This window comes from Oceanospirillum sp. (assembly GCF_048265165.1).
Lineage (GTDB): Bacteria > Pseudomonadota > Gammaproteobacteria > Pseudomonadales > Halomonadaceae > Oceanospirillum.
The window spans coordinates 364,134-389,801 of record NZ_JBLXCD010000001.1 but is presented as its reverse complement, the minus strand read 5'-3'; the positions used below and the strand labels follow the sequence as shown (position 1 = coordinate 389,801).

Annotated in this window: 20 protein-coding genes; 15 read left to right on the top strand and 5 right to left on the bottom strand. The window is 48.4% G+C overall.

Annotated elements, in window-relative coordinates; all coding sequences use genetic code 11:
- Positions 1 to 52: 52 nt before the first annotated feature.
- Positions 53 to 799: a carbon-nitrogen hydrolase family protein gene (locus ACN0R8_RS01615; RefSeq protein WP_417594412.1), complete on the top strand. Its 747-nt coding sequence runs from the start codon at positions 53 to 55 to the stop codon at positions 797 to 799.
- Positions 800 to 954: 155 nt separating this feature from the next.
- Here ACN0R8_RS01615 and ACN0R8_RS01610 read toward each other — a convergent pair whose 3' ends face one another.
- The 5 genes from ACN0R8_RS01610 to ACN0R8_RS01590 all read right to left on the bottom strand — a co-directional run bounded on the left by ACN0R8_RS01610 (position 955) and on the right by ACN0R8_RS01590 (position 7,714).
- Positions 955 to 2,904 carry a methyl-accepting chemotaxis protein gene (locus ACN0R8_RS01610; RefSeq protein WP_417594410.1) on the bottom strand — a complete coding sequence of 650 codons (1,950 nt, stop codon included), beginning with the start codon at positions 2,902 to 2,904 and terminating at the stop codon, positions 955 to 957.
- Positions 2,905 to 3,197: 293 nt separating this feature from the next.
- Entirely contained in the window at positions 3,198 to 4,043 is an 846-nt protein-coding gene (locus tag ACN0R8_RS01605; protein ID WP_417594408.1) for a class I SAM-dependent methyltransferase, read from the bottom strand.
- Positions 4,044 to 4,203: 160 nt separating this feature from the next.
- Positions 4,204 to 5,889, bottom strand: a complete 1,686-nt coding sequence (locus tag ACN0R8_RS01600; protein WP_417594406.1) for an AMP-binding protein — start codon at positions 5,887 to 5,889, stop codon at positions 4,204 to 4,206.
- Between the two features lie 223 nt (positions 5,890 to 6,112).
- Positions 6,113 to 6,532 carry a MerR family transcriptional regulator gene (locus ACN0R8_RS01595; RefSeq protein WP_417594404.1) on the bottom strand — a complete coding sequence of 140 codons (420 nt, stop codon included), beginning with the start codon at positions 6,530 to 6,532 and terminating at the stop codon, positions 6,113 to 6,115.
- A gap of 300 nt (positions 6,533 to 6,832) precedes the next feature.
- The gene (locus tag ACN0R8_RS01590) at positions 6,833 to 7,714 is read right to left on the bottom strand and encodes an AraC family transcriptional regulator (protein WP_417594402.1); all 882 of its coding nucleotides are present in this window, start codon (positions 7,712 to 7,714) and stop codon (positions 6,833 to 6,835) included.
- Positions 7,715 to 7,989: 275 nt separating this feature from the next.
- Here ACN0R8_RS01590 and ACN0R8_RS01585 point away from each other — a divergent pair, with 275 nt between their 5' ends.
- The 14 genes from ACN0R8_RS01585 to ACN0R8_RS01520 all read left to right on the top strand — a co-directional run bounded on the left by ACN0R8_RS01585 (position 7,990) and on the right by ACN0R8_RS01520 (position 25,563).
- The gene (locus tag ACN0R8_RS01585; RefSeq protein WP_417594400.1) at positions 7,990 to 9,489 is read left to right on the top strand and encodes a CoA-acylating methylmalonate-semialdehyde dehydrogenase; all 1,500 of its coding nucleotides are present in this window, start codon (positions 7,990 to 7,992) and stop codon (positions 9,487 to 9,489) included.
- Positions 9,490 to 9,782: 293 nt separating this feature from the next.
- Positions 9,783 to 10,949 (top strand): acyl-CoA dehydrogenase family protein, encoded by a 1,167-nt coding sequence (locus ACN0R8_RS01580; protein ID WP_417594398.1) that lies wholly within the window; start codon positions 9,783 to 9,785, stop codon positions 10,947 to 10,949.
- Complete coding sequence (locus ACN0R8_RS01575; RefSeq protein ID WP_417594396.1) at positions 10,946 to 11,749, top strand: enoyl-CoA hydratase; 804 nt, start codon at positions 10,946 to 10,948, stop codon at positions 11,747 to 11,749. Before ACN0R8_RS01580 ends, ACN0R8_RS01575 begins: the two co-directional genes overlap by 4 nt.
- A gap of 72 nt (positions 11,750 to 11,821) precedes the next feature.
- Complete coding sequence (locus ACN0R8_RS01570; RefSeq protein ID WP_417594394.1) at positions 11,822 to 12,934, top strand: enoyl-CoA hydratase/isomerase family protein; 1,113 nt, start codon at positions 11,822 to 11,824, stop codon at positions 12,932 to 12,934.
- A gap of 119 nt (positions 12,935 to 13,053) precedes the next feature.
- Complete coding sequence (mmsB, locus tag ACN0R8_RS01565) at positions 13,054 to 13,944, top strand: 3-hydroxyisobutyrate dehydrogenase (RefSeq protein ID WP_417594392.1); 891 nt, start codon at positions 13,054 to 13,056, stop codon at positions 13,942 to 13,944.
- A 353-nt stretch (positions 13,945 to 14,297) separates the two neighbouring features.
- On the top strand, positions 14,298 to 16,196 hold the full coding sequence (locus ACN0R8_RS01560) for a propionyl-CoA synthetase (protein ID WP_417594390.1): 1,899 nt from the start codon (positions 14,298 to 14,300) through the stop codon (positions 16,194 to 16,196).
- Positions 16,197 to 16,644: 448 nt separating this feature from the next.
- Positions 16,645 to 17,400, top strand: a complete 756-nt coding sequence (locus tag ACN0R8_RS01555; RefSeq protein WP_417594388.1) for an ABC transporter ATP-binding protein — start codon at positions 16,645 to 16,647, stop codon at positions 17,398 to 17,400.
- Positions 17,397 to 18,119 carry an ABC transporter ATP-binding protein gene (locus tag ACN0R8_RS01550; protein WP_417594386.1) on the top strand — a complete coding sequence of 241 codons (723 nt, stop codon included), beginning with the start codon at positions 17,397 to 17,399 and terminating at the stop codon, positions 18,117 to 18,119. The genes ACN0R8_RS01555 and ACN0R8_RS01550 overlap by 4 nt, the downstream gene beginning before the upstream one ends.
- 137 nt (positions 18,120 to 18,256) lie before the next feature.
- Positions 18,257 to 19,474 carry an ABC transporter substrate-binding protein gene (locus tag ACN0R8_RS01545; RefSeq protein WP_417594384.1) on the top strand — a complete coding sequence of 406 codons (1,218 nt, stop codon included), beginning with the start codon at positions 18,257 to 18,259 and terminating at the stop codon, positions 19,472 to 19,474.
- A gap of 174 nt (positions 19,475 to 19,648) precedes the next feature.
- Complete coding sequence (locus ACN0R8_RS01540) at positions 19,649 to 20,536, top strand: branched-chain amino acid ABC transporter permease (RefSeq protein WP_417594382.1); 888 nt, start codon at positions 19,649 to 19,651, stop codon at positions 20,534 to 20,536.
- A 3-nt stretch (positions 20,537 to 20,539) separates the two neighbouring features.
- Positions 20,540 to 21,508: a branched-chain amino acid ABC transporter permease gene (locus tag ACN0R8_RS01535; protein WP_417594380.1), complete on the top strand. Its 969-nt coding sequence runs from the start codon at positions 20,540 to 20,542 to the stop codon at positions 21,506 to 21,508.
- 113 nt (positions 21,509 to 21,621) lie between these two features.
- Entirely contained in the window at positions 21,622 to 22,422 is an 801-nt protein-coding gene (locus tag ACN0R8_RS01530; protein WP_417594378.1) for a crotonase/enoyl-CoA hydratase family protein, read from the top strand.
- A 155-nt stretch (positions 22,423 to 22,577) separates the two neighbouring features.
- The gene (locus ACN0R8_RS01525; protein ID WP_417594376.1) at positions 22,578 to 24,233 is read left to right on the top strand and encodes a diguanylate cyclase domain-containing protein; all 1,656 of its coding nucleotides are present in this window, start codon (positions 22,578 to 22,580) and stop codon (positions 24,231 to 24,233) included.
- Positions 24,223 to 25,563 (top strand): MATE family efflux transporter, encoded by a 1,341-nt coding sequence (locus ACN0R8_RS01520; protein ID WP_417594374.1) that lies wholly within the window; start codon positions 24,223 to 24,225, stop codon positions 25,561 to 25,563. Before ACN0R8_RS01525 ends, ACN0R8_RS01520 begins: the two co-directional genes overlap by 11 nt.
- The last annotated feature ends 105 nt before the right edge of the window (positions 25,564 to 25,668 follow it).

Below are 25,668 nucleotides of genomic sequence, written 5' to 3'. Positions count from 1 at the left end.
TTACGACAACCAAGTGCCGATAGGCGAGCATTATGTTTTAAGGAGAGAGAGCTTGAAAACAGATGTAACGATAAGTTTGGCCCAAATTCCAGTTGTCAGAGGTGATTTAAAGAGCAACCTAAGGCATCATCTTGAAATGATCTCTAGGTCTTCTCGTCACAATGCAGATGTTGTTATCTTTCCTGAGTTATCATTGACGGGTTATGAGTTGGATTTGGCAGCGAGGTTAGCTTTCTCGCCAGAAGCATCGAGCTTTCAGGAATTATCCCGTGCCTCAGTTGAAAACCAGATCATTGTTATCGCTGGCTGTCCATTGAGTTCTGACTGCTCTTCTAAGCCTTTCATAGGCGCTGTTATTTGCTTTCCAGATGGCTCTGTTGAGTTTTACTCGAAACAATATCTTCATCCAGGTGAGGAACAATATTGCTTATTCGGGCCTGCTGATTACTTTTTTAAGGTCAAAGGTCATCGGCTGGCATTGGCTATTTGCGCTGATTTTGCAGAGCCAGAGCATTCCCGAAGAGCCCGAGAATCCGGTGCTGATATCTATGTTGTAAGTGCTCTGATTTCTGGTAAGGGTTTTGCGCCTGACTCGGAGATTTTATCGGCAATAGCTCTGAAGCATGGTTTCGCGGTACTTTTAAGCAACCATATTTCCGAGACAGGCGGTTGGGAAACGTGTGGCAACAGTTCAGTTTGGGACTCTTATGGTGAACGGGTTATCAATTCTGATTCTGCGGATAGTGGCCTGATACTCTGTACCCTTTCGGGCAGTAAAGCTGCGGCATCCAAGGTATAACAGAGGACTTAAGAGTGTCTCTTGTCGCTTATGTTTTCAGCGTAAGGTAGGGTTGTGTGTTCAGTCCAACAGTTAAATTGTAAGCAACGAGTCTCCAAGAAAAAGCCCGGTAAAAAAATCTGTTTACCGGGCTTTTGTCATTACAACGAAAGTGTTTAGATCGCGCGGGCAATCTGCTCCATCTGTTGGCCTGCGTTGGCCATGGAGGCACTTTGCTGGCTGATCTGCTGGGTTTCATCCCGGAGTATGACAACGGCTTCCGCAAGATGCCCCATGTTGTCGTTAACTTCGACCATGGTCGCTTGCTGCTCCTCCGTTGCACTGGCGATCTGCAGGTTCATTTGCTCCAGCTGAGATACGGCCTGCTGTATGTCAGTTAGCGCCTGTTCAGCCTCTTTTGAGCGTTCAACAGTTTCTACCGCTTCTTTGGCTCCGGCATCCATCGTGCCGATGGCATGAACAATCAGCCCACGCAGTTCCTGAATGACACTCTGGGTTTTCTCTGTCGATTTTCGGGTCTGCTCCGACAGCGTACGTACTTCATCGGCAACAACCGCAAAGCCTCGTCCATGCTCACCTGCGCGGGCTGCTTCAATGGCGGCATTCAGGGCCAGCAGGTTGGTTTGCTCGGCAATGCCGGTGATGCTATCCAGTACCTCTCCAATCTGTTCGCTGGAGTGGTGAAGTTGTTGCAGCTCCTGTGCGGCAGCACTAATGCGATCTGAAAGAGAGGCGATCTGTTTCTGATTATGCATCAGGGCTTTGTGGCCTTTGCCTGCTTGTTCTTTTACCCGGATACTCTCGTCTGAGGCCTGTTGCGCACTTTGAGCAACCCCTTCAAAGGTGCTGGTCAGCTGGTTAGCGGCTGACGCCACCTGATCCATCTCCTGAGCCTGGGCTGCTACCTGCTGGTTTAGTGTTGATCCTGTTTTTTCCAGTGTATGGGAGGACTGGGTCAGGTCTCCGGCAATGCCGATAATCCGGTCTACCGATTGTCCGAGTTTTTCCATAAATTGGTTGAAGCTAACCGTAACTGCCTGAATTTCGCGGGGGCCTGACGCTTTAAGGCGGGCATTGATACCGCTGTCATCACTGGTGACGACTTCCATAGCGTTAACCAGGCGCTGAATAGGCTTGGCAAGAGAAAAACTTGCCATAACGACTAAGCCAATAATAATTACCAAAACGGCCAGCATGATAATCACAAGCAGGGTCGACAGACGGTTTGCTGTGGCATATAACTCCGCCGTAGGAACCGATACACCAAATGTCCACCCCGGCGTATTTTTAATGGGAGAGAAGATCATGGTGACCGGCTTACCCTGAATATTCAGAATTTCACCCGTACCCTTTTCTCCGGCTACCATACGTTTGCCATGCTGATTCAGGCCTGTAAAACCTTTTTTATCCGCGTCGGTCACATTGATGCTCATACGAGCCTTTTCTGAAGGATGAGCAACAAGTAAGCCTGTGCCATCAGCAATCCAGGCATAGCTGCCATCTGTGAGATCGATATTCTCAGTGATCTGGCTCAGCATTTCTAAGGTGACAGTGATTGCCAGAATCCCTGCGATCTTGCCATTGTCGTCCCTGACGGATTTTGCAATGACTGAGACAGGTTTTTGTGTGGCCTTGGAGACAATTGGATTGGTGAGGATCAATTCTGATTTGCCACTCAGAAGGTCTTTTACATATTGACGTTCACTCAGTTTTGCTTGTCCGGTTTTACCATTTCTGGCCAGATAGGTTGCCTGAGCTTGGGTATCAACGAAAAAAATCATTTCTGCCAGTTTGATCTCTTTCAGGTTGCCGGAGAACCACTTCTGTATCGCTTGTTCCCGCCGTTCAGATGAGAGCATAGGGGTTGATGCCAGCATGGAAACTTCTTCCTGTAAGCCAGCCAGGATAGCACTGACCTCTGCGGCATGCCCTTCAGCCACCTGTTCACCGGAATGCAGCATAATATCTGAGGTCTCAGACTTGATTTCGCTATAGATCCAGAAGGTGAGGCCGCACATCAATATAATGATCGGCAACATAACGGTCAGTAACATTTGCGTCAGTAAAGGGGTTCCTGAGGCGGTTGGTATTCCTTGAGCGCTCATAGCGGCTTATCTCCTTGGCAGTTGCTTGGAATTATTGTTGTGGTGCAGTTCCTTTTTTGCGTACAAACGACCTCTTTATATACGCAGGCAAAATGCTTCATGATCCTTTGTAACATTGGGTAATAATATTGGAGTAGAGGCCTTAAAACCAGAGTTTTGTTATGAGTTTTGGCCTTTAGGTAATCTTATGTTGAGGAGTCTTAAGCTAAGAGGGAGTGCTTTATCAGTACTCAGGCCAAAAACATCGCTTTGACCTGGTGCGTGAGTAGTGGGCAAGTGTCTGTTTCGTTATATTAACTACGTTTAAAAACAGCTTCCACGACACAGACTTTGTTATCCGTCAGGTTGGCCATCACGTTTTTGCCCATGGTTAAAAAACGCTCACCAAATATAATGCCGGGATTTAAAGGCGAGCCAGCCTGAGTTGTGCCCTGTTGGTTGCTGCCCGCCTCCCGTTGGGTATGCTTTTTTCGCCATGCCAGTGCTGTTTCGGTGACATCTGTGAAACGCTCTAGTCTAAAACCGGCACTTTCAAAGAGGGCAATTAACTCATCTTTATCCGGAAGATGGCTATGGCTGATGTCAGATGCCCAGGGTACAGGTAGCTTTATAGGCTCTTTATTGCTGCCGGCAATAACTTCGTGCAGCAGGAAGCTGCCGCCGGGTTTCAGGCTCTCTGCAAGTGTTTTCAGAAGCATCGTTTTGTCAGGGATATTGATCAGTGTGTGTTGGCTGATAATGATATCCTGACTGCCTGTCTGAACCTGGGTATCACAGGCATCAGCGCAGATTACCTGAATATTATTAAGGGACATCCGCTGGTTGATCGCCTGATGGGCTTCACAAAAATCAGGGGTTATATCGATGGCGGTTATGTGGCAGGGGAGGGTTTCTGCGATAAGCCGTGCGGTTCCTCCCAGTCCGGAGCCGATCTCCAGTATGTGGCAGCCCGCTTTCAGATCGACTTGGTGGAGCAAAGCCTGAGTCGCCTGGCGACCACCGATATGCAGTTGATCAATGGGGGCCAGCAGGTTGCTGTTGAGCTGAGTATCAGGGTTTATATCTGATTGAGTCAGGGTTTCTTCAATCTTCTGCCAGAGCGTTTCATTGGGTTGGTAATGTTGCGTAATACTGCTCATGAGGATGCTCCTGTAACGATCTGAACCGGCAGATATCTGCTTTATTTCTGAACAAGTAAAAGAAAAGCGGCTCTTGTATTTAAGAGCCGCCTTTGAGCCGAAAAGCTTCAGTTACAAGCTTCTCCTTTAGCAGGGGTGTCCTTGTCGGACAGAAAACAGATTAGTCTTCCAGACCCAGCTCTTCTGTACTGATTTCGCGCATTTTGAACTTCTGGATTTTACCGGTCACTGTCATCGGGAAGTCCCGTGTGATTTTGAAGTAGCGAGGTACTTTAAAGTGAGCGATTTTACCTTTACAGAACTCGCGGATCTCTTCTTCAGACAGGTCTTTACCTTCATGAAGGGAAACCCAGGCCATAACCTCTTCACCGTACTTCTGGTCCGGTACACCGATCACCTGAACATCGCTGACATCAGGGTGAGTGTAAAGAAACTCTTCAATTTCACGGGGGTAGATGTTTTCGCCGCCACGGATGATCATATCTTTGATCCGTCCTGTGATAGCGACATAGCCTTCTTCATCCATTTCTGCCAGATCACCGGTGTGCATCCAGCCGTTTTCGATGGATTTAGCGGTGGCTTCTTCGTTGTTCCAGTAGCCCAGCATGACACTGTAACCACGGGTACAAAGTTCGCCTTTTTCACCGTGCTCAACCACGTTGCCGGTTTCCGGGTCCACCAGCTTTACTTCAAGGTGCGGATGGATCGTACCTACGGTGGAAACGCGTTTTTCAATGGGGGCATCCATCTTGGTCTGGAAGCTCACCGGGCTGGTTTCGGTCATGCCGTAGCAGATGGTCACATCTTTCATGTGCATCTTGGCGATCACTTTCTTCATCACTTCGATGGGGCAGATGGAGCCGGCCATAATACCGGTACGCAGCGTGCTCAGATCGAATGAGTCAAATTCCGGGTGCTCAAGCTCAGCAATAAACATGGTGGGTACGCCGTACAGCGCTGTTGCTTTCTCTTCAGCGACGGCCTGCAGGGTTGTTACCGGATCAAAACCTTCTGCCGGGTAGATCATGGTTGCGCCATGGGTGATACAACCTAGGTTGCCCATCACCATACCAAAGCAGTGATAAAGAGGAACCGGAATAACCATGCGATCCTGATCGGTCAAATCCATGCCGCGGGCCACAAAGTAGCCGTTATTCAGAATATTGTGATGGCTAAGGGTTGCGCCTTTTGGAGCACCTGTGGTGCCGGAGGTGTACTGAATATTGATAGGATCGTCGAACTGCAGTGTGGCCTGTAGCTCGCGGAGTTCGGCATCGGTGGTTTTGTCGTGCATGGACATCAGGTCAGACCAGGTCCACATACCTTCGGTAGCCAGATCTTCATCCAGGCAAACAACACGCTTAAGCTGAGGGAGTTTTTCTGATCTGAATTGAGACGCCACACTGTCACGCAGCTCAGGGGCAAGTTCACAGATCATATTAACGTAATGAGATACTTTAAATTCACCCTGAAGAATCAGAGTGCTGGCACCGGATTGCTTCAGTGCGTATTCCAGTTCGTGGGTGCGATAGCTGGGGTTAATGTTGACCAGAATGGCACCAATTTTAGCTGTGGCAAACTGGGTGATACACCATTCTGCACAGTTGGGCGCCCAGATACCGACCCGCTCACCTTTTTCAACACCCATGTGCAGCAGTGCTTTGGCGCAGCGATCAACTTCAGTCTGAAGTTCTGTGTAGTTGTAGCGCACTCCCTGGTGACGGGAGATCAGGGCATCATTATTGGGGTATTTGGCAACGGTTTCATCGAAAAGGTCACCAATGGTTTTTCCAATCAGAGGCATATCGCTGATGCCGCTAACGTAGCTCATTGCTTTTGTAGTCATAACCCACCTTTTAGGTTGATTTTATTGTTGTTTTAACGGGAACATTTCTGCTCCAAAGTCTTAAGTACCTGCCGGAGATTTATTTTTATTAACCGGCAGTCACTGAAAAAATGTATAAGGCTGACTGACTTAATGTTTATTGATCACAGTACGGTATTACCTGGCACCGACTTACTCCGGTGAATCTTTTCTTGAGCATCTTGGCACTACTCAGTGCGGGGTATTAGGATTGAGTTTTCTTACTTAACACCTCATCCAGCGCTTTCTGGCAGCGATCCTGAACCAGATTCAGCTCAGTCTGTACGCGCTGAATATCCTGTAATTGCTGATCAAGCTCCGCTTTCTTTTCGCCGAGAATACCCAGTATCAGGTTAAGCTGTTTCTCATCGCCTTCCAGTGTGGTGTCGTACAGGTCAAATAGCTCTTTGGTTTCAGCAAGGCTGAAACCCAGACGTTTGCCTCTGAGTGTCAGCATCAGCCGAACCCGGTCTTTTTCACTGTAAATTCGGGTCTGACCGTTACGGGTTGGCGAGATCAGTCCCTGCTGTTCATAAAAACGAATGGTGCGAGTGGTGATGTCGAACTCTTTTGACAGCTCGCTAATGCCGTATGTTTTTTTATTAATTCTGCTTTGTAAGGTCATATCTATGGGCCGTCAGTGTGTCCGCCTGTCTCTCAGGCTAACTCTATCCAAAGTTTACGTTTACGTAAAGGTGAAAACAAGCGGTCATCGCAGAAATTGATTTTAACGCTGCCAGGCGGAGTAAAAACGCTGTTTCGCAGACGATGCATTGCGATGAACCCTGCAAATTAACTATCTGAAACTGTGGGTTATTTTAACAAAAAAGCCACCAGCACAATATGTTGCCTCTATAAAGATAAGATGCGTCTGGCTTTGCGGGTGGTGCAGGTCTTCTTAAAATTTAGCTGTACTTTAAATGAATCAGTGACGCTGTTTGCGTCGATACTGAGTTGGTGCGATACCCATCACCTTCTTAAACAGACGGGAAAAATAATAGCTATCTTCATAACCAAGACTGTAGCTGATCTCTGAAATACTTTGCTGAGTGATATCCAGCAAGTAACAGGCGCGCTCTATTTTTAGGTGCAGAAAGTGCTGAATCGGTGTCATCCCGGTCAGCTCTTTGTATTTATTCACAAAATGGAATTTTGACAGATTGACAGCCTTGGCGATGGTGTCGAGGTCGAGCCGGGTATGCAGGTTTTCCTGCATCAGGGCGTGAACAGTGTCCAGGTTAAGTTGGCTGCTGCGAGCACTGGCTGTTGCTGGCTGTAGAAGCGCAATATAAGACAGGATCTGTCGAATCAAATTGGCGGCATAGACGAATGTGTTGACGTTGTAGCCGCCGGTACGACAATCAATAAGGTGATCAAAATCCTGGATAAGTTTGGGGTGTGTGCCAAATTTCTGCAGGTAATTGCCTTTTATAAAACCTGCATGATCTGCCGCAAGATGGCAATCTTCCCCTTTGAGGTGTAGCCAGTAAATACTCCAGGGATCGTCGTCTTTCGTTTTGTATTCATGGTCTGTGCCCGGCGGAAGAAGCAGTATATCTCCCGCGGAAACCTCATAATACTGATCTTTGAGCCGAAGGTTGGCGCTACCCTTGATACAGTAGATAAGCAGGAAGTCATCATGATCCTGCCGCTGCATCTGGTGCCCTAGTGCCTCTTTATAGTTACCGAAGGAAATTGGGTAGAGCCCACAGCTTAATGGGTGTTGGCGCAACTTATCACGAAGAAACTGAGGAACAAGATAGCGAATGCTACCAGAGGGGAGTGGCCAATCTGAGGTTTGCGACATTAGTCGGACTCCGGGCGCATAAGGTTTTGTAAACAGCAATATAGTCCATTAAGTGGGCAACTTAGTCAATCCTTGGCTGCTATGGCCTGTGCTAGTTTAGTTATATCCAAGCAACCGCTAGGTTTGTCCTAAGGCTTAGAAGAGGTTCCGGACGGTTTGTCCTGAAGGGATCAGATGAAAGTGGACAAGATCTGACAAGAGTCTGATAGTGATGATCGCTGTCAGGCGGCTAACAACAATAAAACCGGTTAACCGGACGGAATAAGGTGATAAGTATGAGTTCAACTAAACGAGTCCCGCTGTTTATTGATGGCGAATTTGTTCAGAGTAAATCTGATAACTTCATGCCGGTAACGAATCCTGCAACGCAGGAAGTGCTGTGTGAAGTACCGTTTGCTACTCAAGGCGAAATGGAAGCGGCATACGAAAGTGCACGAGCTGCTTTCGAGACCTGGAAAGAGACACCTATTTCTGAGCGTGCCCGCGTCATGATGCGCTATCAGGCGCTGTTGAAAGAGCATCATGATGAGATCGCTGAGATCCTGAGTTCTGAAACCGGTAAAACGTTCGAAGATGCTAAGGGTGACCTGTGGCGCGGTATCGAAGTGGTTGAGCATGCCGCAAACATCCCAAGCCTGATGATGGGTGAAACGGTAGAAAACGTTGCCCGTGAAATCGATACTTACAGCTACATTCAGCCTCTGGGCGTGTGTGCCGGTATTACGCCGTTTAACTTCCCGGCGATGATTCCGCTGTGGATGTACCCGATGGCGATCGCTTCCGGTAATACCTTTATTCTGAAGCCGTCTGAACAGGATCCGCTAACGCCAACACGTCTTGCGGAACTGTTTGTGGAAGCGGGTGCGCCTAAAGGTGTTCTGCAGGTGATTCATGGTGGTAAAGAGCAGGTGGACTTCCTGCTGCATCATCCGGATATTCGTGCGATCTCTTTTGTAGGTTCTGTGCCGGTTGGCCAGTACATCTACAAAACCGGTACTGACAATATGAAGCGTGTACAAAGCTTCGCCGGTGCTAAAAACCACATGGTTGTGATGCCAGATGCAGCTAAACAGCGTGTGATTAACAATATTGCCGGTGCCTCTGTGGGTGCTGCCGGTCAACGCTGCATGGCAATCTCAGTAACGGTTCTGGTGGGTGAAGCCCGTGAATGGAAACATGAAATTAAAGAAGCCCTGATGCAGGCGCGTCCGGGTGCCTGGAATGATCCGGCTGCCAGCTATGGCCCGGTAATCAGCCCTCAGGCTAAAGAGCGTATCAACGGCCTGATCCAGAAGGGTGTTGATGAAGGTGCAGAGCTGCTATTGGATGGTCGTGACTGTGTAGTAGACGGTTATCCGGATGGTAACTGGGTTGGCCCAACGCTGTTTGCCGGTGTTAAGCCTGAAATGACCATCTATCAGGATGAGATCTTTGGCCCGGTACTGTGCCTGGTGGAGGTTGATACTCTGGATGAAGCGATTGAGTTGATCAATAACTCGCCATACGGTAACGGTACTTCAATGTTTACTGCTTCCGGTGCTGCTGCGCGTAAATTCCAGCATGAAATCGAAGTGGGTCAGGTGGGTATTAATATTCCTATCCCTGTGCCGCTGCCATTCTTCTCCTTCACCGGTTGGAAAGGTTCTTTCTACGGCGATCAGCATGCTTATGGTAAGCAGGCAGTACGTTTCTATACCGAAACTAAAACTGTTACTGCGCGCTGGTTCAACGAAGATATTGAATCCGGCCCTAACTTCTCGATTAATCTGAAGTAAACCGGTATCGGGAAACAGAGGGAACTGCCCTTTCCTCTGTTTTCTGCTTCTGTCTATGTCTTAAAACAGGGTTTTAGCCCTATTGCATTACAGGGTGGATTCTCTATATTGTTGTGAAGTTGACGTTAACGTCACTTTTTTAAAGGCTGATTATGTCGCCGGTGTTTCTTGAGATGTATTTGCACGAAAACCGTTGAGATATAAGCAGGTTTTAGAAAAATGATACAGGCTCTCCAGTAAGAATAAGCAAAGACAGTTTAATAAAACAACAAAGACAGCCAATGGTATGAATTATGGATTTTAATCTTTCAGAAGATCAGATCGCCTTTCGGGATGCCGCGCGATCTTTTGCTCAGAATGAGTTGGCTCCCCATGCAGCTCAGTGGGATGCTGAGCATATTTTTCCCGTTGATGTGATTAAAAAAGCCGGTGAAATGGGCTTTTGCGGTATTTATGTGCCGGAAGAAGCGGGTGGTATGGGCTTAAGTCGCCTGGATGCCAGCGTTATTGTCGAAGAGCTGGCGATGGGCTGCACGTCAACCACGGCTTATATCACCATTCACAATATGGCTACCTGGATGATCGCAAGCTTTGCGGCGGATGATCTGCGTGATGAGTTTGCCCCGGCCATGGCGATGGGTGAAAAACTGGGTTCTTACTGCCTGACGGAGCCGGGTGCCGGTTCTGACGCGGGTGCACTACGCACGTCTGCCCGCCGTGATGGCGATGACTATATCCTCAATGGCAGCAAGATGTTTATCTCCGGCGCAGGTAGTACCGATGTACTGGTGGTGATGGCCCGTACCGGTACTCAGGAAGATGGCGCTAAAGGCATTTCAGCCTTTGTTGTGCCTGCGGATGCTGATGGAGTTCATTACGGTAAAGCGGAAGAAAAAATGGGCTGGAACAGTCAGCCAACCCGCCTGATCACCTTTGAAGATGTGCGCGTACCTGCCCGTAATATTCTGGGTCAAGAGGGCGATGGTTTCAAAATCGCCATGAAGGGGCTGGATGGCGGCCGTATCAATATCGCCACCTGTTCATTGGGGGCTGCTCAGGCTGCTGTCAATGACACCCAGCGCTATATGCAGGAACGTGAACAGTTTGGCAAACCGTTGGCAAGTTTTCAGGCGCTGCAGTTTAAGCTGGCAGATATGGTCACTCAGCTGGTGGCATCCCGTCAGATGGTGCGTCTGGCAGCATCCAAGCTGGATGAAAAAGACGGCGAGGCGACACTCTACTGTGCCATGGCAAAACGCTTTGCTACCGATGCCTGTTTTGATGTGACCAATGATGCGATTCAGCTGCACGGTGGTTACGGTTATATCAAGGAATACCCTCTGGAACGCTACATGCGTGATGCCCGTGTGCATCAGATTCTGGAAGGGACTAATGAAATTATGCGTTTAATTATTTCTCGCCGCGTCATGATGGACGGCGTTCTGGAGGTCATTCGATGAGCAATTCAACTGTTAAGTCCACAACTGAAAAACTCCTGTTAGAAGTGCAGGGCAATACGGCCATTCTGACCATTAATAACCCTCCGGCGAACACCTGGGATGATGAGTCTCTGCCTGCGCTGAAAAAACTGATCGAAGACCTGAATGCTGATCTGAATATCTATGCGCTGGTCGTTACCGGTCAGGGCGAGAAGTTCTTCTCTGCCGGTGCGGATCTGAACAAGTTTGCCGATGGCGATAAAGCCGTTGCCCGTCATATGGCTCGTATCTTTGGTGAAGCCTTTGAAACACTGCAGGCATTCCGGGGCGTTTCTATCGCGGCGATCAATGGTTATGCCATGGGTGGTGGTCTGGAATGCGCACTGGCCTGTGACATCCGTATCGCAGAAGAACAGGCGCAGATGGCGCTGCCGGAAGCGGCTGTTGGGCTGCTGCCTTGTGCCGGTGGTACTCAGAATCTGTCCTGGCTGGTGGGTGAAGGTTGGGCGAAACGCATGATTCTGTGCGGTGAGCGCGTAACCGCTGAGAAGGCTGAGAAGATCGGTCTGGTCGAAGAAGTAGTTGGCAAGGGTGAGGCACTGGCAACCGCTATTGCTCTGGCCGATAAAGTGGCGAAACAAAGCCCTGTTGCGGTGACCGCCTGTAAGAACCTGGTACACAACGCCCGTGGCAATAACTCTTTGGCCGTGGGTTGTATGCAGGAGCGGGAGTTGTTTGTCGATCTGTTCCACACTCAGGATCAGAAAGAGGGTGTGAATGCGTTTCTTGAGAAGCGTAAACCCGAATGGAAAAACGCCTGATTATCCTTGTTGGCGTGATTTTATTTAACAGCCTTCGCTTTCTTAGCGGTCACAGTATCTGAGGGATTTTTAATGTCTGATGCACCTGTAATTTTTGAAGAGCTGGCCACGCAGGACGGTCATCTGATTGGTGTAGCTACGCTTAACGCCCCGAAAGCACTCAATGCCTTAAGTCTTGAGATGATCGAGGCGATGTATCCGCAGTTTCTTGCCTGGCAGCAGAACGATCAGGTAAAAGCCGTTTGGCTGCAGGGTTCCGGTGATAAAGCGTTTTGTGCCGGCGGTGATATTGTTCAGCTATATAACTCCATGGTTGAGCATCCCGGTGGCCCTAACCCTTATGCGGAAAAATTCTTTACCGATGAATACCGTCTGGATCACCTGATTCACACCTACAACAAGCCGTTTATCCTGTGGGGTAATGGTATTGTGATGGGAGGTGGTTTAGGTCTGATGGCGGGTGCCAGTCATCGTGTGGTGACCGAATCGGCTCGTATTGCGATGCCGGAAATTACCATTGGTTTATACCCGGATGTGGGCGGCAGTTATTTTCTGAACCGTATGCCGGGTCGTACTGGTCTGTTTCTTGGGCTGACCGGTGCCAACATCAATGCAGCTGATGCCCTGTTTGTCGGGCTGGGTGATCGCTTTGTCACCCATGATCGTCGCGAAGCAACCTTTAACGCTTTGAAAGCCGCTGATTGGTCTGCAGATGCGGAAACGGTGGTTAATCAGATATTGCGTCAGCAGGAATCACAAAGTCTTGAGGCTCTGCCTGCGTCACCGGTTCGTGATCATTTTGATCTGATTCAGCAGCTGACCGATGCCGATGATATGGCAGGGCTGGTTAAGCAGATCACTTCGATGAAGACGGAAGACAAGTGGTTGTCCCGTGCAGCGGCTACTTTGGCAGCGGGCTCACCAACGGCGATGCAGCTGATTGTGCGTCAGTTGCAGGAAACCTGCCAGATGTCCCTGGCTGAGGTGTTTCGTTCCGAGCTGAATCTGTCGGTACAAGCGGCCTGTAAAGGTGAGTTTGCTGAAGGAATTCGTGCCCTGCTGATCGATAAAGATCGTGAGCCAAAGTGGCACAGTTCTGATGTGGCTGCGGTGGAGGCAGAGTGGCTGGATAGCTTCTTTGAACCTCTGTGGCATAAGGGGCAGCACCCGCTGAATGATCTTTAATCAGCACCCGTTATAAGTTTCGTTGGCGGGGCGGTGCTGATTCACTGTTCTGCCTGTAATACCGAGCTAACAGATTAAGAAATCTAACAATCAAAACAAGAACAAATGGAGATTAACAGATGGCTAAGATCGCATTTATCGGTTTAGGCAACATGGGTGGCCCTATGGCTGTGAATCTGGTTAAAGCCGGTCACGAGGTGACGGTATTTGATCTGGTTCCTGCTGCAGTTCAGGCTGCGGTTGCTGAAGGTGCTCAGTCCGCAGATTCCGCTGAGGCAGCGGCAACTAGTAAGGACTTTGTTATCTCTATGTTGCCGGCCCAGCAGCACGTAGAAGGTCTTTACATCGATCAGGCTGGTTTGCTGGATATTGTTGATAAAAATACCGTTATTATCGACTCAAGCACCATCGCTGCAGAATCTGCTCAACGTGTTGCCGCAGAAGCTGACAAGCGTGGTATCAAAATGGTCGATGCCCCGGTTTCCGGCGGTGTAGGTGGAGCGAAGGCTGGTACTCTGTCCTTTATCGTAGGTGGTTCGGCAGAGGCGTTTGAGCAGGTTAAGCCGATTCTGGAAGCGATGGGTAAGAATATCTTCCATGCGGGTGATTCCGGTGCCGGTCAGGTGGCTAAAGTCTGTAATAATATGCTGCTGGCGATTCTGATGGCCGGTACGACTGAAGCGATCGGTATGGGAGTTAAGAATGGTCTGGACCCTGCTGTACTGTCTGACATCATGTCAAAAAGCTCTGGTAATAACTGGGCACTGCAGGTTTACAACCCTTACCCGGGTGTGATGGAGAATGCTCCGGCCTCTAACGGTTATCAGGGCGGCTTTATGGTGGACCTGATGGCGAAAGATCTGGGTCTGGCGTTTGATTCCGCAGTTAAATCCCGTTGCAGCATCCCTATGGGTTCCATGGCGAGAAATCTGTTTGCCATGCATGCGGCAAACGGTAACGGTTCTCTGGACTTCTCCAGTATTCAGAAGATGTTCGCCGATCTGGATTAATTATCCTGCTCCGTCACCTGCGTCTGTTATCTGATGAATACTGCGGAGGGTGGGGCTTTTGTATTGTGTTTATGCCTGATACCTTTGTCAGGAGGCCCGAGCTGGCGTTTGGGCCAATTATCTCTCTGATTCAGGGGTAGCGGCTTTATTCGGACGTTATCGAAAACCGATTCAGTAATAAGAGAAGATTCAGTAATAAAAACAATAAGTACTGAGAACAGATCCAGAATCTGAGGTTTTAAGAGACTTTGAGCATCGGATACTGTGATTCAAATTTTCAGTCATGTTTGCCGCAATTAAGTTTTCTAGGGGCTTAAGACCCGTAGCAAAACAATAACAAATGGATGGCCGATATGAGTTATGCAAGTGAATATCAGCGTTCGCTGAAAGAACCCGAATCTTTCTGGAAAGAACAGGCCGATAATATCGCCTGGTTCAAAAAACCGGAAAATATTTTGCAATCCCTCGACGACGGAACCCACCGTTGGTTTGCCGATGGTGAGCTGAACAGCAGCTATCTGGCGCTTGATTATCAGATTGAGCAGGGGCGGGGTGAGCAAACCGCGCTTATTTATGACTCTCCTGCAACAAATTCCAAAAAGCAATTTACCTATAATGAACTCAGAGATCAGGTGGCTCAGTTTGCTGGTGCCCTGACCAGTCTGGGTGTGGGTAAAGGCGATGGCGTCATCATCTATATGCCCATGGTGCCTGAGGCCGGTATTGCGATGCTGGCTTGTGCCCGCATCGGTGCCGTGCACTCTGTGGTGTTTGGAGGTTTTGCACCCCATGAGCTGGCAATCCGTATCAATGATGCTAAGCCAAAAGTCGTTCTGACCGCATCCTGCGGTATCGAATTCACAAAAGTGATTGAGTATAAGCCTCTGGTTGATGCCGCTATGGATCAGGCGGAGCATAAGCCGGAGCGGGTTGTGGTGTTGCAGCGCCCTCAGGCGAAGGCCGAAATGCAGGCGGGTCGTGATCTGGACTGGTATGAGCTGTTTGAACAGTCCTCACCGGTAGGTTGCACGCCGATGAAGAGTAGTGATCCGCTCTATATCATGTACACGTCGGGCACCACAGGTAAACCAAAGGGCATTGTTCGTGACAACGGTGGCCACGCAGTCGCGCTCTATTATGCACTGCGCAATATCTACAATATGCAGGCTGGTGATGTCTGGATGGGCTGCTCTGATGTCGGCTGGGTAGTGGGTCACTCCTTTATTATGTATGGCCCGCTTATGGGCGGCTGTACGACTGTCTTTTTCGAAGGTAAGCCGGTTCGTACACCCGATGCCGGTACTTTCTGGCGGGTTGTGGAAGAGTACAAGGTGAACGGCATGTTTGCCGCGCCGACCGCGTTTCGTGCGATCCGAAAAGAAGATCCGGACGGTAAGCTGTTCCGTCAGTATGATGTGTCTTCTCTTAAGCATATTTTTGTTGCGGGTGAAAAGCTGGATTCTCCGACCTATCACTGGTTACACGAAATCTCGCAAAAACCGATTTACGACCACTGGTGGCAGACGGAAACCGGCTGGCCGGTTACTGCACCGGCAACGGCGTTAGGTTCCACTGATATCCGTGTTGGTTCAACCAATAAGCCTGTCGCGGGCTATGATGTTCAGGTGCTTGACCCTATGGGGCATCAGCTGGGTGCCAATGAAAACGGCGGTATTGCGATTAAGTTGCCACTTCCTCCAGGTTGCGCGCAAACACTCTGGAATGACCATGATCGCTACCTAAGCTCTTATCTGGCTGACTATCCTGGCTATTATCATACCGGTGATGGCGGTTATATTGATGAGAACGGCTTTGTTTATATTATGGGTCGTACCGATGATGTCATTAATGTCTCTGGTCACCGTCTTTCGACCGGTGAAATGGAGGAGTTGGTTGCCAAACATCCTGCTGTAGCAGAGTGTGCTGTGATCGGTGTTCAGGAGTCTCTGAAGGGTCAGGTTCCCGTGGGACTTATCCTGCTGAAAGATGGTGTTGATATCACCGAGGAAGAGCTGGAGAAAGAGCTAGTGGCGATGATTCGTGAGCAGATCGGTGCCATCGCCTGCTTCCAGCGTGCGCTTGTGGTAGACCGTCTGCCTAAGACCCGTTCCGGTAAGATTTTGCGTGCGGTTCTGCGCAAGATTGCCAATGGAGAGTCTTATGCGATGCCTTCTACCATTGATGATGAATCGATTCTGCCTGAAATTACCGAGAAAATGGTAACAGAGGGGCTGGCGCCAGAGGCTGTGTAGCGGCCTTTTCAAACGTCAACAGACTGCAGGCGCTTTCTGAGTATGAAAGTGCCTGTGATTCTTATCTATCGGCACCTGTTTTTATAACTACCTGTTTTTAAAGGGTGTATTCAGTGTTTTTCAGGTGACTGTCTAGTCTGTTTTTCGCGACGAATAGCCGTGAATAGTCACGTTTTTCAAACAGTCTCAATCATTGGTCTAATAGTTTAAAAAAGGGATTGTACGGGCTTTTCAAACCCTATATGTTACGTTTACGTAAAGGTTACTTATTAGGCCTTCAGTTGATCTGGCCGACAGGTGGGAATGAAAAATCCCAGCCAACAAAAATAAAAGTGTCGGTAAGCGTTCAGGTCAGCATAAAACAAGAACAATACAATTTACGGAGTGTGTCTGATACTGCTGTTATACAGCAATAGATTTGTCACATTTCGGCTACGAGGACTTTGGAATGAGCCAAGATTTTGTACTGGAAACCCAGGGCTTGATCAAAGAGTTTAAAGGTTTTACCGCTGTTGATGATGTTAATCTTCAGGTGCAACGCGGTCATATTCATGCTCTGATCGGACCTAATGGTGCAGGTAAGACCACCTGCTTTAACCTTTTGACGAAGTTTCTGACGCCAACCCGTGGCAAGATTCTTTTTAATGGTACGGACATTACCCATCAGTCCCCAACAGATATCGCTAAAATGGGTATGGTTCGCTCCTTTCAGATCTCTGCAGTATTTCCCCATCTGTCTGTGTTGGATAATGTCCGTATCGCGCTTCAGCGTAAATTAGGCACGTCATTTCATTTCTGGAAGTCTGAACGTTCTCTGGATGTGCTGAATGATCGCGCCATGGCGCTGCTTGAGGAGGTTGATCTGGCACAATGGGCTGACACCATTACGGTTGAGATGCCTTATGGGCGTAAACGTGCCCTGGAGCTGGCAACGACTCTGGCACTGGAGCCTGAGCTTATGTTGCTGGATGAACCAACGCAGGGGATGGGCCATGAAGATGTTGAGCGTGTCATGGCTTTGATCAAGAAAGTATCTGTTGGTCGTACCATCCTGATGGTTGAACACAATCTGCATGTTGTATCAAGTCTGTCTGATCGTATTACTGTTTTGCAGCGCGGTGCTGTGCTGACAGAGGGCCCTTATGACGAAGTTTCCCGAAACCCTCAGGTGCGTGAAGCCTACATGGGGAGTGAAGCCGCATGAGTTCAGATACGAAAAAAGATATTGAGCAGCTGCGTATTGCTGATCTGCACGCCTTTTATGGTGAGTCTCATATTCTTCACGGCATCGATATGAAGGTGAATCGCGGAGAATTGGTGACCTTGCTTGGGCGTAATGGCTCAGGGCGCTCCACCACGCTGAAATCGATTATGAATATGGTCGGTAAGCGTACGGGGTCGATTATGGTCAACGGTAATGAAACCGTTGGTATGCCAGCGCATCAGATCCCTCACTTAGGGGTTGGTTTCTGCCCTGAGGAGCGCGGTATTTTTGCCAGCCTTAACGTTGAAGAGAATCTGATGCTGCCACCGACGGTACGTAGTGGCGGAATGTCTCTGGATGATATCTATGAGATGTTCCCTAATCTCTACGAGCGCCGTATGAGTCAGGGAACGCGCCTGTCTGGTGGTGAACAGCAGATGTTGGCCATGGCTCGTATTCTGCGTACCGGTGCTAATTTATTGTTATTGGATGAAATAACTGAAGGTCTGGCACCCGTTATTGTTCAGACCTTGGGTGAAGTGCTGCTTAAACTGAAAGACAAGGGTTTAACGATCGTATTGGTTGAGCAAAACTTCCGTTTTGCAGCACCCCTGGCGGATCGTCACTATCTGATGGAGCATGGCTCCATCGTTGAAGAGATTGCCAGTAACGAATTAGAAGAGAAAATGGATTTGCTGAACACCTATTTGGGTGTTTAACAACTGATCCGGGTATCAATACCGGACAGCTGGCAAATAAGAATAACAAGTGCCTAACCAGGTTTTGCAGTAAAAAACGCAATAACCGACCCTAAAACCACAACAAAAATAACAACGCGAAAGCGATGGAGTGGACTATGAAAATGCTGAAAAAACTGATGTGCAGCGCAATTGTATCGGCAATGGCAGCTTCTACAGCAGCCCATGCAGATATCTCCGATAACGAAGTCCGTATCGGTTACCTGGCAGATATGTCCGGTACCTATTCGGCGCTTGCTGGCCCAGGTGGTCTGGAAGCGGCGAAAATGGCGATTGAGGATTTTGGCGGTAAAGTAAACGGTAAAAAGATTACTATCGTCAGTGCCGATGATCAGAATAAACCTGATATTGGCGCTAACAAAGTTCGCCAGTGGATCGATGTCAATAATGTCGATATGGTTGCTGGTATGGTGTCATCTGCTGTAACCATCGCAGTGAACAAAGTTGTAGAATCGAAAGATAAGGTATCCCTAGTATCCGGTTCTGCATCATCTTCCATTACCAATCAGTTCTGTACTCCGAACTCTGTCCACTATGTCTATGACACTTATGCCCTGGCTCATGGTACGGGTGAAGCGGTTGTAAAAGAAGGCGGTGATAGCTGGTTCTTCCTGACGGCTGACTATGCATTTGGTCATGCGATGGAAGCTGATGTGACAGAGGTGGTTAAAGAAAGTGGTGGTAAGATTGTTGGTGGTGTTCGTCACCCTCTGGCTACTAATGATTTCTCTTCCTTTATTCTTCAGGCACAGGCTTCCGGGGCCAAAATTGTTGGTCTGGCAAACGCTGGGGCAGATACAACGAACTCTCTGAAAACAGCCAAAGAGTTCGGCATGGTTCAGGCCGGCCAGAAAATTGCTGGTTTGCTGATCTTCCTGAATGATGTCCACAGTCTGGGTTTGGAAACGACTCAGGGCCTTCAGTTGACCACAGGTTATTACTGGGATCGTACTGCAGAAACTCGTGCATGGTCTAAACGCTACTTTGACCGTACCGGTAAGATGCCGACGATGGTTCAGGCGGGTATTTACTCATCTGTAACGCATTATCTTGATGCGGTCAAAGCTAATAATAGCGATAAGGCCAGCGATGTGATGGCTCAGATGCGTGAAACTCCGATCAATGACTTCTTCGCTCAGAATGGTCGCATTCGTGAAGATGGCCGCATGATTCATGATATGTATCTGGCTGAAGTTAAAAAACCTTCTGAGTCTACTGGTGAATGGGATCTGTATAAAATTCTCCGGACTATCCCTGCTGACAAGGCTTTCCGTCCACTGTCAGAATCTAAATGCAAACTGGTTGCCGGCCGTTAATTCTGTCTGACATCCGGATGCCGGGCTGCTTCAGCCCGGTATGCTCAAACGTTCATCTGTTTGGGTATTAAAAGCTTCACCGGGTTATCTGTTTTCCGGTTTTATTGAACAATAAGAATAACGACACCTGTGTTTTAAGGTGGCGCCTTTTCAAGAGCGTTAAAGGGTTTTGTTATGGCAGAGTTACTGGGTTTTCCGCCACAGGTTTTATTTGGACAGTTACTGATCGGTCTGATTAACGGGTCGTTTTATGCGCTGCTGAGCCTGGGTCTGGCTATTATTTTCGGTTTGTTAAATATCATTAACTTCGCACATGGCGCACAGTATATGCTGGGTGCATTTGTCGCGTGGTTGGGTCTTAAGTTTCTGGGTGTTAACTATTGGGTCTCACTGATTCTCGCGCCTCTGGTGGTTGCTGCTATCGGTATTGCGATTGAAAAAACCATGTTGCGCCGCCTCTACAAAGAGGATCATCTGTACGGTTTACTGCTCACCTTTGGCCTTGCATTGATTATTGAAGGTTCATTTATTCATTTCTTCGGAGTATCCGGCCAGCCGTTCTCAGCACCGGAACTTTTGCAGGGTGGTAACAATCTGGGCTTTATGTTCCTGCCAACGTACCGTGCCTGGATTATTGTCGCATCCCTGATTATCTGTTTTGGCACCTGGTACATGATCGAACGTACTAAACTGGGTGCATATCTGCGGGCTGGTACTGAGAACCCTCAACTACTGCAGGCCTTTGGTATCAATGTGCCACTGCTGATTACACTGACTTATGGCTACGGTGTAGCTCTGGCTGCTTTTGCCGGTGTGCTGGCTGCGCCTATTTACTCGGTCAGTCCGGTTATGGGTTCAAATCTTCTGATCGTCGTATTTGCTGTGGTAGTGATTGGCGGCATGGGCTCTATCTTTGGTGCCATTGTGACAGGCCTTTTGATGGGGTTAATTGAAGGTCTGACTAAGGTTTTCTATCCGGAAGCATCAACGACTGTGATTTTCCTGGTCATGATCATTGTACTGCTTATTCGTCCGGCGGGACTGTTTGGTAAGGAGGCATAAATTATGACGACTCAGGTACTGAACAGCACGGTGAACAAAACCATGAATAAAACTAAAATTGCTTTTCTGATTCTTCTGCTGGTGGGTCTGGTAGCGCCCTTTGCTATTTACCCGGTTTTCCTGATGAAGCTGCTGTGCTTTGCACTTTTTGCCTGCGCCTTCAATCTGATGCTGGGTTACGGGGGATTACTTTCGTTTGGCCATGCGGCCTTCCTGGCAACCGGGGGTTATATTACCGGTCATACCATTATGCAGTGGGGGCTAACGCCGGAGTTAGGTGTTCTGGTCGGTACGCTTTGTTCTGCAGGAATGGGCTTTATCTTTGGTAAACTAGCGATCCGTCGTCAGGGGATTTACTTTGCGATGATTACGCTGGCTTTGTCGCAGCTGGTCTTTTTCCTTTACGTTCAGGCTCCTTTTACCGGTGGCGAAAACGGCTTGCAGGGTATTCCGCGGGGTCATTTATTTGGCCTGTTTAGCCTGGAAGGCAATCTGCCTATGTACTACTTTGTACTGGCGGTCTTTGTGATTGGTTTTGCCGTGATCTATCGGACAATTCACTCTCCTTTTGGTCAGATCCTGAAAGCGATTCGTGAGAATGAGCCCCGTGCTGTTTCCTTGGGCTATGATGTCGACAAATTCAAATTGGTTGCTTTTGTGATCTCAGCTGCTCTGGCTGGTCTGGCGGGCTCTACGAAGAGTCTGGTTTTCCAGTTGGCCTCTTTGACTGACGCGCACTGGCATATGTCTGGTGAAGTGATTCTGATGACTTTGCTGGGTGGTGTGGGTACCATTTTTGGCCCTATTGTAGGTGCTGCGACAGTTGTAACGCTGCAGAACTATCTGTCTCAAGGCCCTCTGGCATCTTGGGTGCCGGTTATTCTGGGTCTGATTTTTGTGATCTGTGTGCTCTTGTTCCGTAGTGGTATTGTCGGCGAGATTCAGAAATTTATGAAAAAGAATTTTAACTAAGTCCCATTGTTTTTCGTATTGCACAACAACTAATGTGCCTGTAAGCCTGTACCCTTTGTACAGGCTTTTTTTGTTGGCACTATGGCTGTTTTGCTATTTGAGGAGTGTTGTTTATGAGTGAAGCCTTGCTGTACACCCAAGTGGGTGCGATTGTTACTCTGACCATGAACCAGGATGCAACGAGAAATGCTATCTCATCCGATGAAATGATTGATGCTTTTGAGCAGGCAGCGCTTAAAATTAATCGTGATGACAGCGTTTCTGTGGTGATTCTGACCGGGGCCGGTAAAGCTTTTTCCTCTGGTGGTAATGTTAAGGATATGCACGAGAAACAAGGTATGTTCGGTGGCAGTCCTGTGGAATTGCGAGAAGGGTATCGCCGTGGGATTCAGCGCATTCCACTGGCGATGCATAATTTAGAGGTGCCGTTAATCGCTGCGGTAAATGGCCCTGCCATCGGTGCCGGTTGTGATCTGGCAATGATGTGCGATATGCGTATCGCTTCAACTAAGGCAAAGTTTGCAGAGAGCTTTGCCAAAATTGGCATTATTCCGGGTGATGGTGGCGCCTGGTTCCTTCCTCGTGCCATCGGTATGTCCCGTGCCTGTGAAATGGCGTTTACTGGAGAGGCTGTTGATGCAGAAACGGCCCTGAGCTGGGGGATGGTCTCTGAGGTAACTGAGCCCGAGGCGCTAATTCCGGCAGCAGAAGCACTGGCCGCCCGAATTGCTGTTAACCCGCCGAGATCATTACGTATGACGAAGAAACTGCTGAAAGAGGGACAGAAGGTGTCTCTTGAAACTTTACTGGAGTTGTCGGCATCGATGCAGTCACTGGCACATCATACGTCTGACCATAGTGAAGCTGTCGCGGCTATGCTAGAGAAGCGGGCACCAAGCTTTAGCGGTCAATAGATTTGAATAAGTCAGCTGTTTTGAGAATTTAATTCGGCTTTTTTGGATACAAAAACAAAATAGAGATTCTTTTTATAGCGTGGATTTGTGATAATTCACGCTTTTTGATCGAGCCCCGATCCTTCGGGTGATTGACATCTGTCACTGGTCGTTAAATGAAAGATACTGTTACCCGTAACTGGGCTCTATTAGTTTTGACTTTAGGTCTGATGCTCTCGTTGGCTGCCGCTTGGCTACTGCACTTTTCTGAGCAGGATCAGCTGCGGAACCGATTTGTTAAAGATGTTTCTGATCGGAGTGCGGTTTTTAGCCGAGAGTTGAACACATCCCTTGAAACACTTTATACCCTGCGAACACTCTTTATTGGTCAGGCAATTCCTCGTCTTGAAGACTTTGAGTTTGTTGCCAGTAACACCCGTGCCCGGCATAAAGATATTGTGGCTATTTATTGGGTACCTGAAATCAGCGCGGGGTTGCGGGGTGTTTTCGAACGCGATATCGCAACGACCAATAGCCTCACCTCATTCAAAATACTAAGACAGCTGCCTGACGGCCGGGTTGTGCGATCCGATAAGGCTTCAGGCGTGCATCGTCCTGTTGTGTATTTTCAGGGCGAGCTTTCCCAAAAAATACCGTTGGGAATTGATTTGACGGATAACTATCCCGTTAACAGCCTTTTAACGCAGTCAAAACTGAGCGGAGGGCTGACACTTTCACCGGGCCGTATCGCACTCAAAGACTCTTTGCTTAAGCAAGGTGATTACCACTCATCGATGATGAAGGTTGCCTTGTCGATTCCTCTGCGTGGTTATCCGGGGAAAGTGGCCGGATATATCGTGACGGTTATTGATTTAAGAGAATCTTTTGCTAAAGCTCTGAGTCAGATCCGTGTCGCAGGGATCGATATGAAACTCTGGGATCAAACTGGTGTACAAGAGCCTATGCTGTTGCACCACCATGTCAATCGAACCAGGCTCGAAATTGATAAGAGTCGGTCGACCCTAGTCCCTATGCATGTTAATGGTAATCGCCAATGGTTTATGGAAGCTTTACCGACCTTCTATTATTTCAATAATAAAGCGACCTGGTTGCCTCATCTGGTTTTTGTACTGGGCATGAGCCTGACGGGGCTGATCTGTTTTAGCTTCGTACGCATCGCCAGAAGGAATGCTAAAATTCGACACGAAACCCATCAACTGCTGACATCGAATCAGGAGCTTGAGGAAATATCCCGTACAGATGCTCTGACGGCAGTGGCGAATCGGCGTTATTTTGATGAGGTGTTGGATAAAGAGTGGAAACGGTCTTTACGCAATAAAACACCTTTGACACTTATTATGGTCGATATCGACTGTTTCAAACTCTATAACGACTACTATGGCCACCTTGAGGGTGACGAGTGTATCCATATCGTAGCGCAAACATTAAGAGATATGATGTCGCGGCCTATGGATCTGGTGGCCCGTTATGGCGGCGAAGAGTTTGCGATTCTTCTGCCGGATACTAATGAGAATGCAGTTATTCTGGCTGAGCAGTGCCGTAAAATGATTGAGCAGCACCGCATTGCTCATGCGGCTTCTAAGGTTTCACCTTACGTTACGGTTAGCATGGGCGTCGCCACTGTGAATGCTACCCAAACTCTTGATGTATCTGAGCTGATTCGCCATGCTGATCGTGCTTTATATAGCGCCAAAGCCAATGGTCGGAATCAGGTTGTCAGAGCTGAATTTGAGGTAGAGCATACCGATTCTCCCCAGCTTCTGGAGCAAAACCCTTCGACTCAACAAGGCTTTCAAAACCGTGAGCGTTAAACCAAGTCTTGTTAGTGATCCTATAGCGCCTCTGCTTTTCAGAATGACCTTCCCTGTCATGGGCGGGATCGTTTCGTTAATGCTGTTTAATCTGGTTGATGCCTATTTTATCGGTATGCTGGGGACGGATGCATTGGCGGCTGTTACCTTTACTTTCCCCGTCACTTTTACTCTGATTTCTTTGTCCATTGGTTTGGGGATAGGTACTTCTGCTGTGGTTGGCCGGCTTCTGGGGGCTAACTCCCTTGAACTGGTTAAGCGTCGTACGACTGATGCTGCACTTTTAGCGATCATTTTATCGCTGTTGCTGACCATTATCGGCTGGCTGACGCTTGAGCCTCTTTTTTTACTCCTGGGTGTGACGCCTGATCTGATGCCCTATATCAGGGATTATATGCATATCTGGTATCTGGGCACTTTATTTGTGGTTTTACCCCGGGCGATCAGCAGTGCACTGAGAGCATCAGGAAACACCTTGATTCCGGGTCTGGTTATGATTGGCTCGGCACTGCTTAACGGCATACTGGACCCTTTGCTTATTTTTGGTTGGGGGCCGGTACCGGCTATGGGTGTTAAGGGCGCTGCTCTGGCAACGTTGATCTCATGGATGGTTCTGACGGTATGTATCTTTCTGTTACCGCAGGTGCGAAAGCAGTTGCTCAGTTTTGAACGACCATCACCCGCTCAGGTTATTGAAAGTTGGTCTGTGATTGGGAAAATTGCTTTGCCTGCAATTGTTTCCAGCATTCTGACACCTGTCAGTACGGCTATCCTTACCCGGATTGTCGCTCAGTATGGAAATGATGCTGTTGCCAGTTTTGGGGTCGGTAGTCGTATTGAGGCGATATCCCTGATTGTCGTTTTCGCTTTATCAATGACACTACCACCTTTTGTTAGCCAGAATTTAGGGGCTGAAAAAATAGAGCGAGTTTACCGGGGAGTGATGGGTTGCTTTGTCTTTGCGCTGATCTGGCAAGGCATGGTTTGGGGTGCTCTCCTGATAATACAAGATCCTCTGGTGTCAGCGTTTGCTGAATCAGAAAGTGATCTAGCCCGGAATTTGCATTGGTTTATCTGGCTGGTACCGATGGGGCTTGGGCTTCAGGGGGTAATTATTTTAGCCAACTCAACTATGAATGCTCTGCACCGGCCGATGATAGCGCTTCGACTCAGTATTTTAAGACTTTTTATATTTTATATTCCTATCTGTGCATCAGGTGCCTGGATTTTTGGTTTGTTAGGGATTTTCGGCGGGGCTGTTGTGGCTAATGCTTTAATGGCTGTTGTGTCCTGGTGGACTGTTCGCAGGGCAATCCGGTCAATATCCTGAACTGGATCAATAAAATATGGATCAGTGCAACAAAGTGATCACCAGCATTGAGATTTCAGAATCTGTGATAGATAGTAAGGAAAGAGCCTAAGTAGTAGTTTAGAT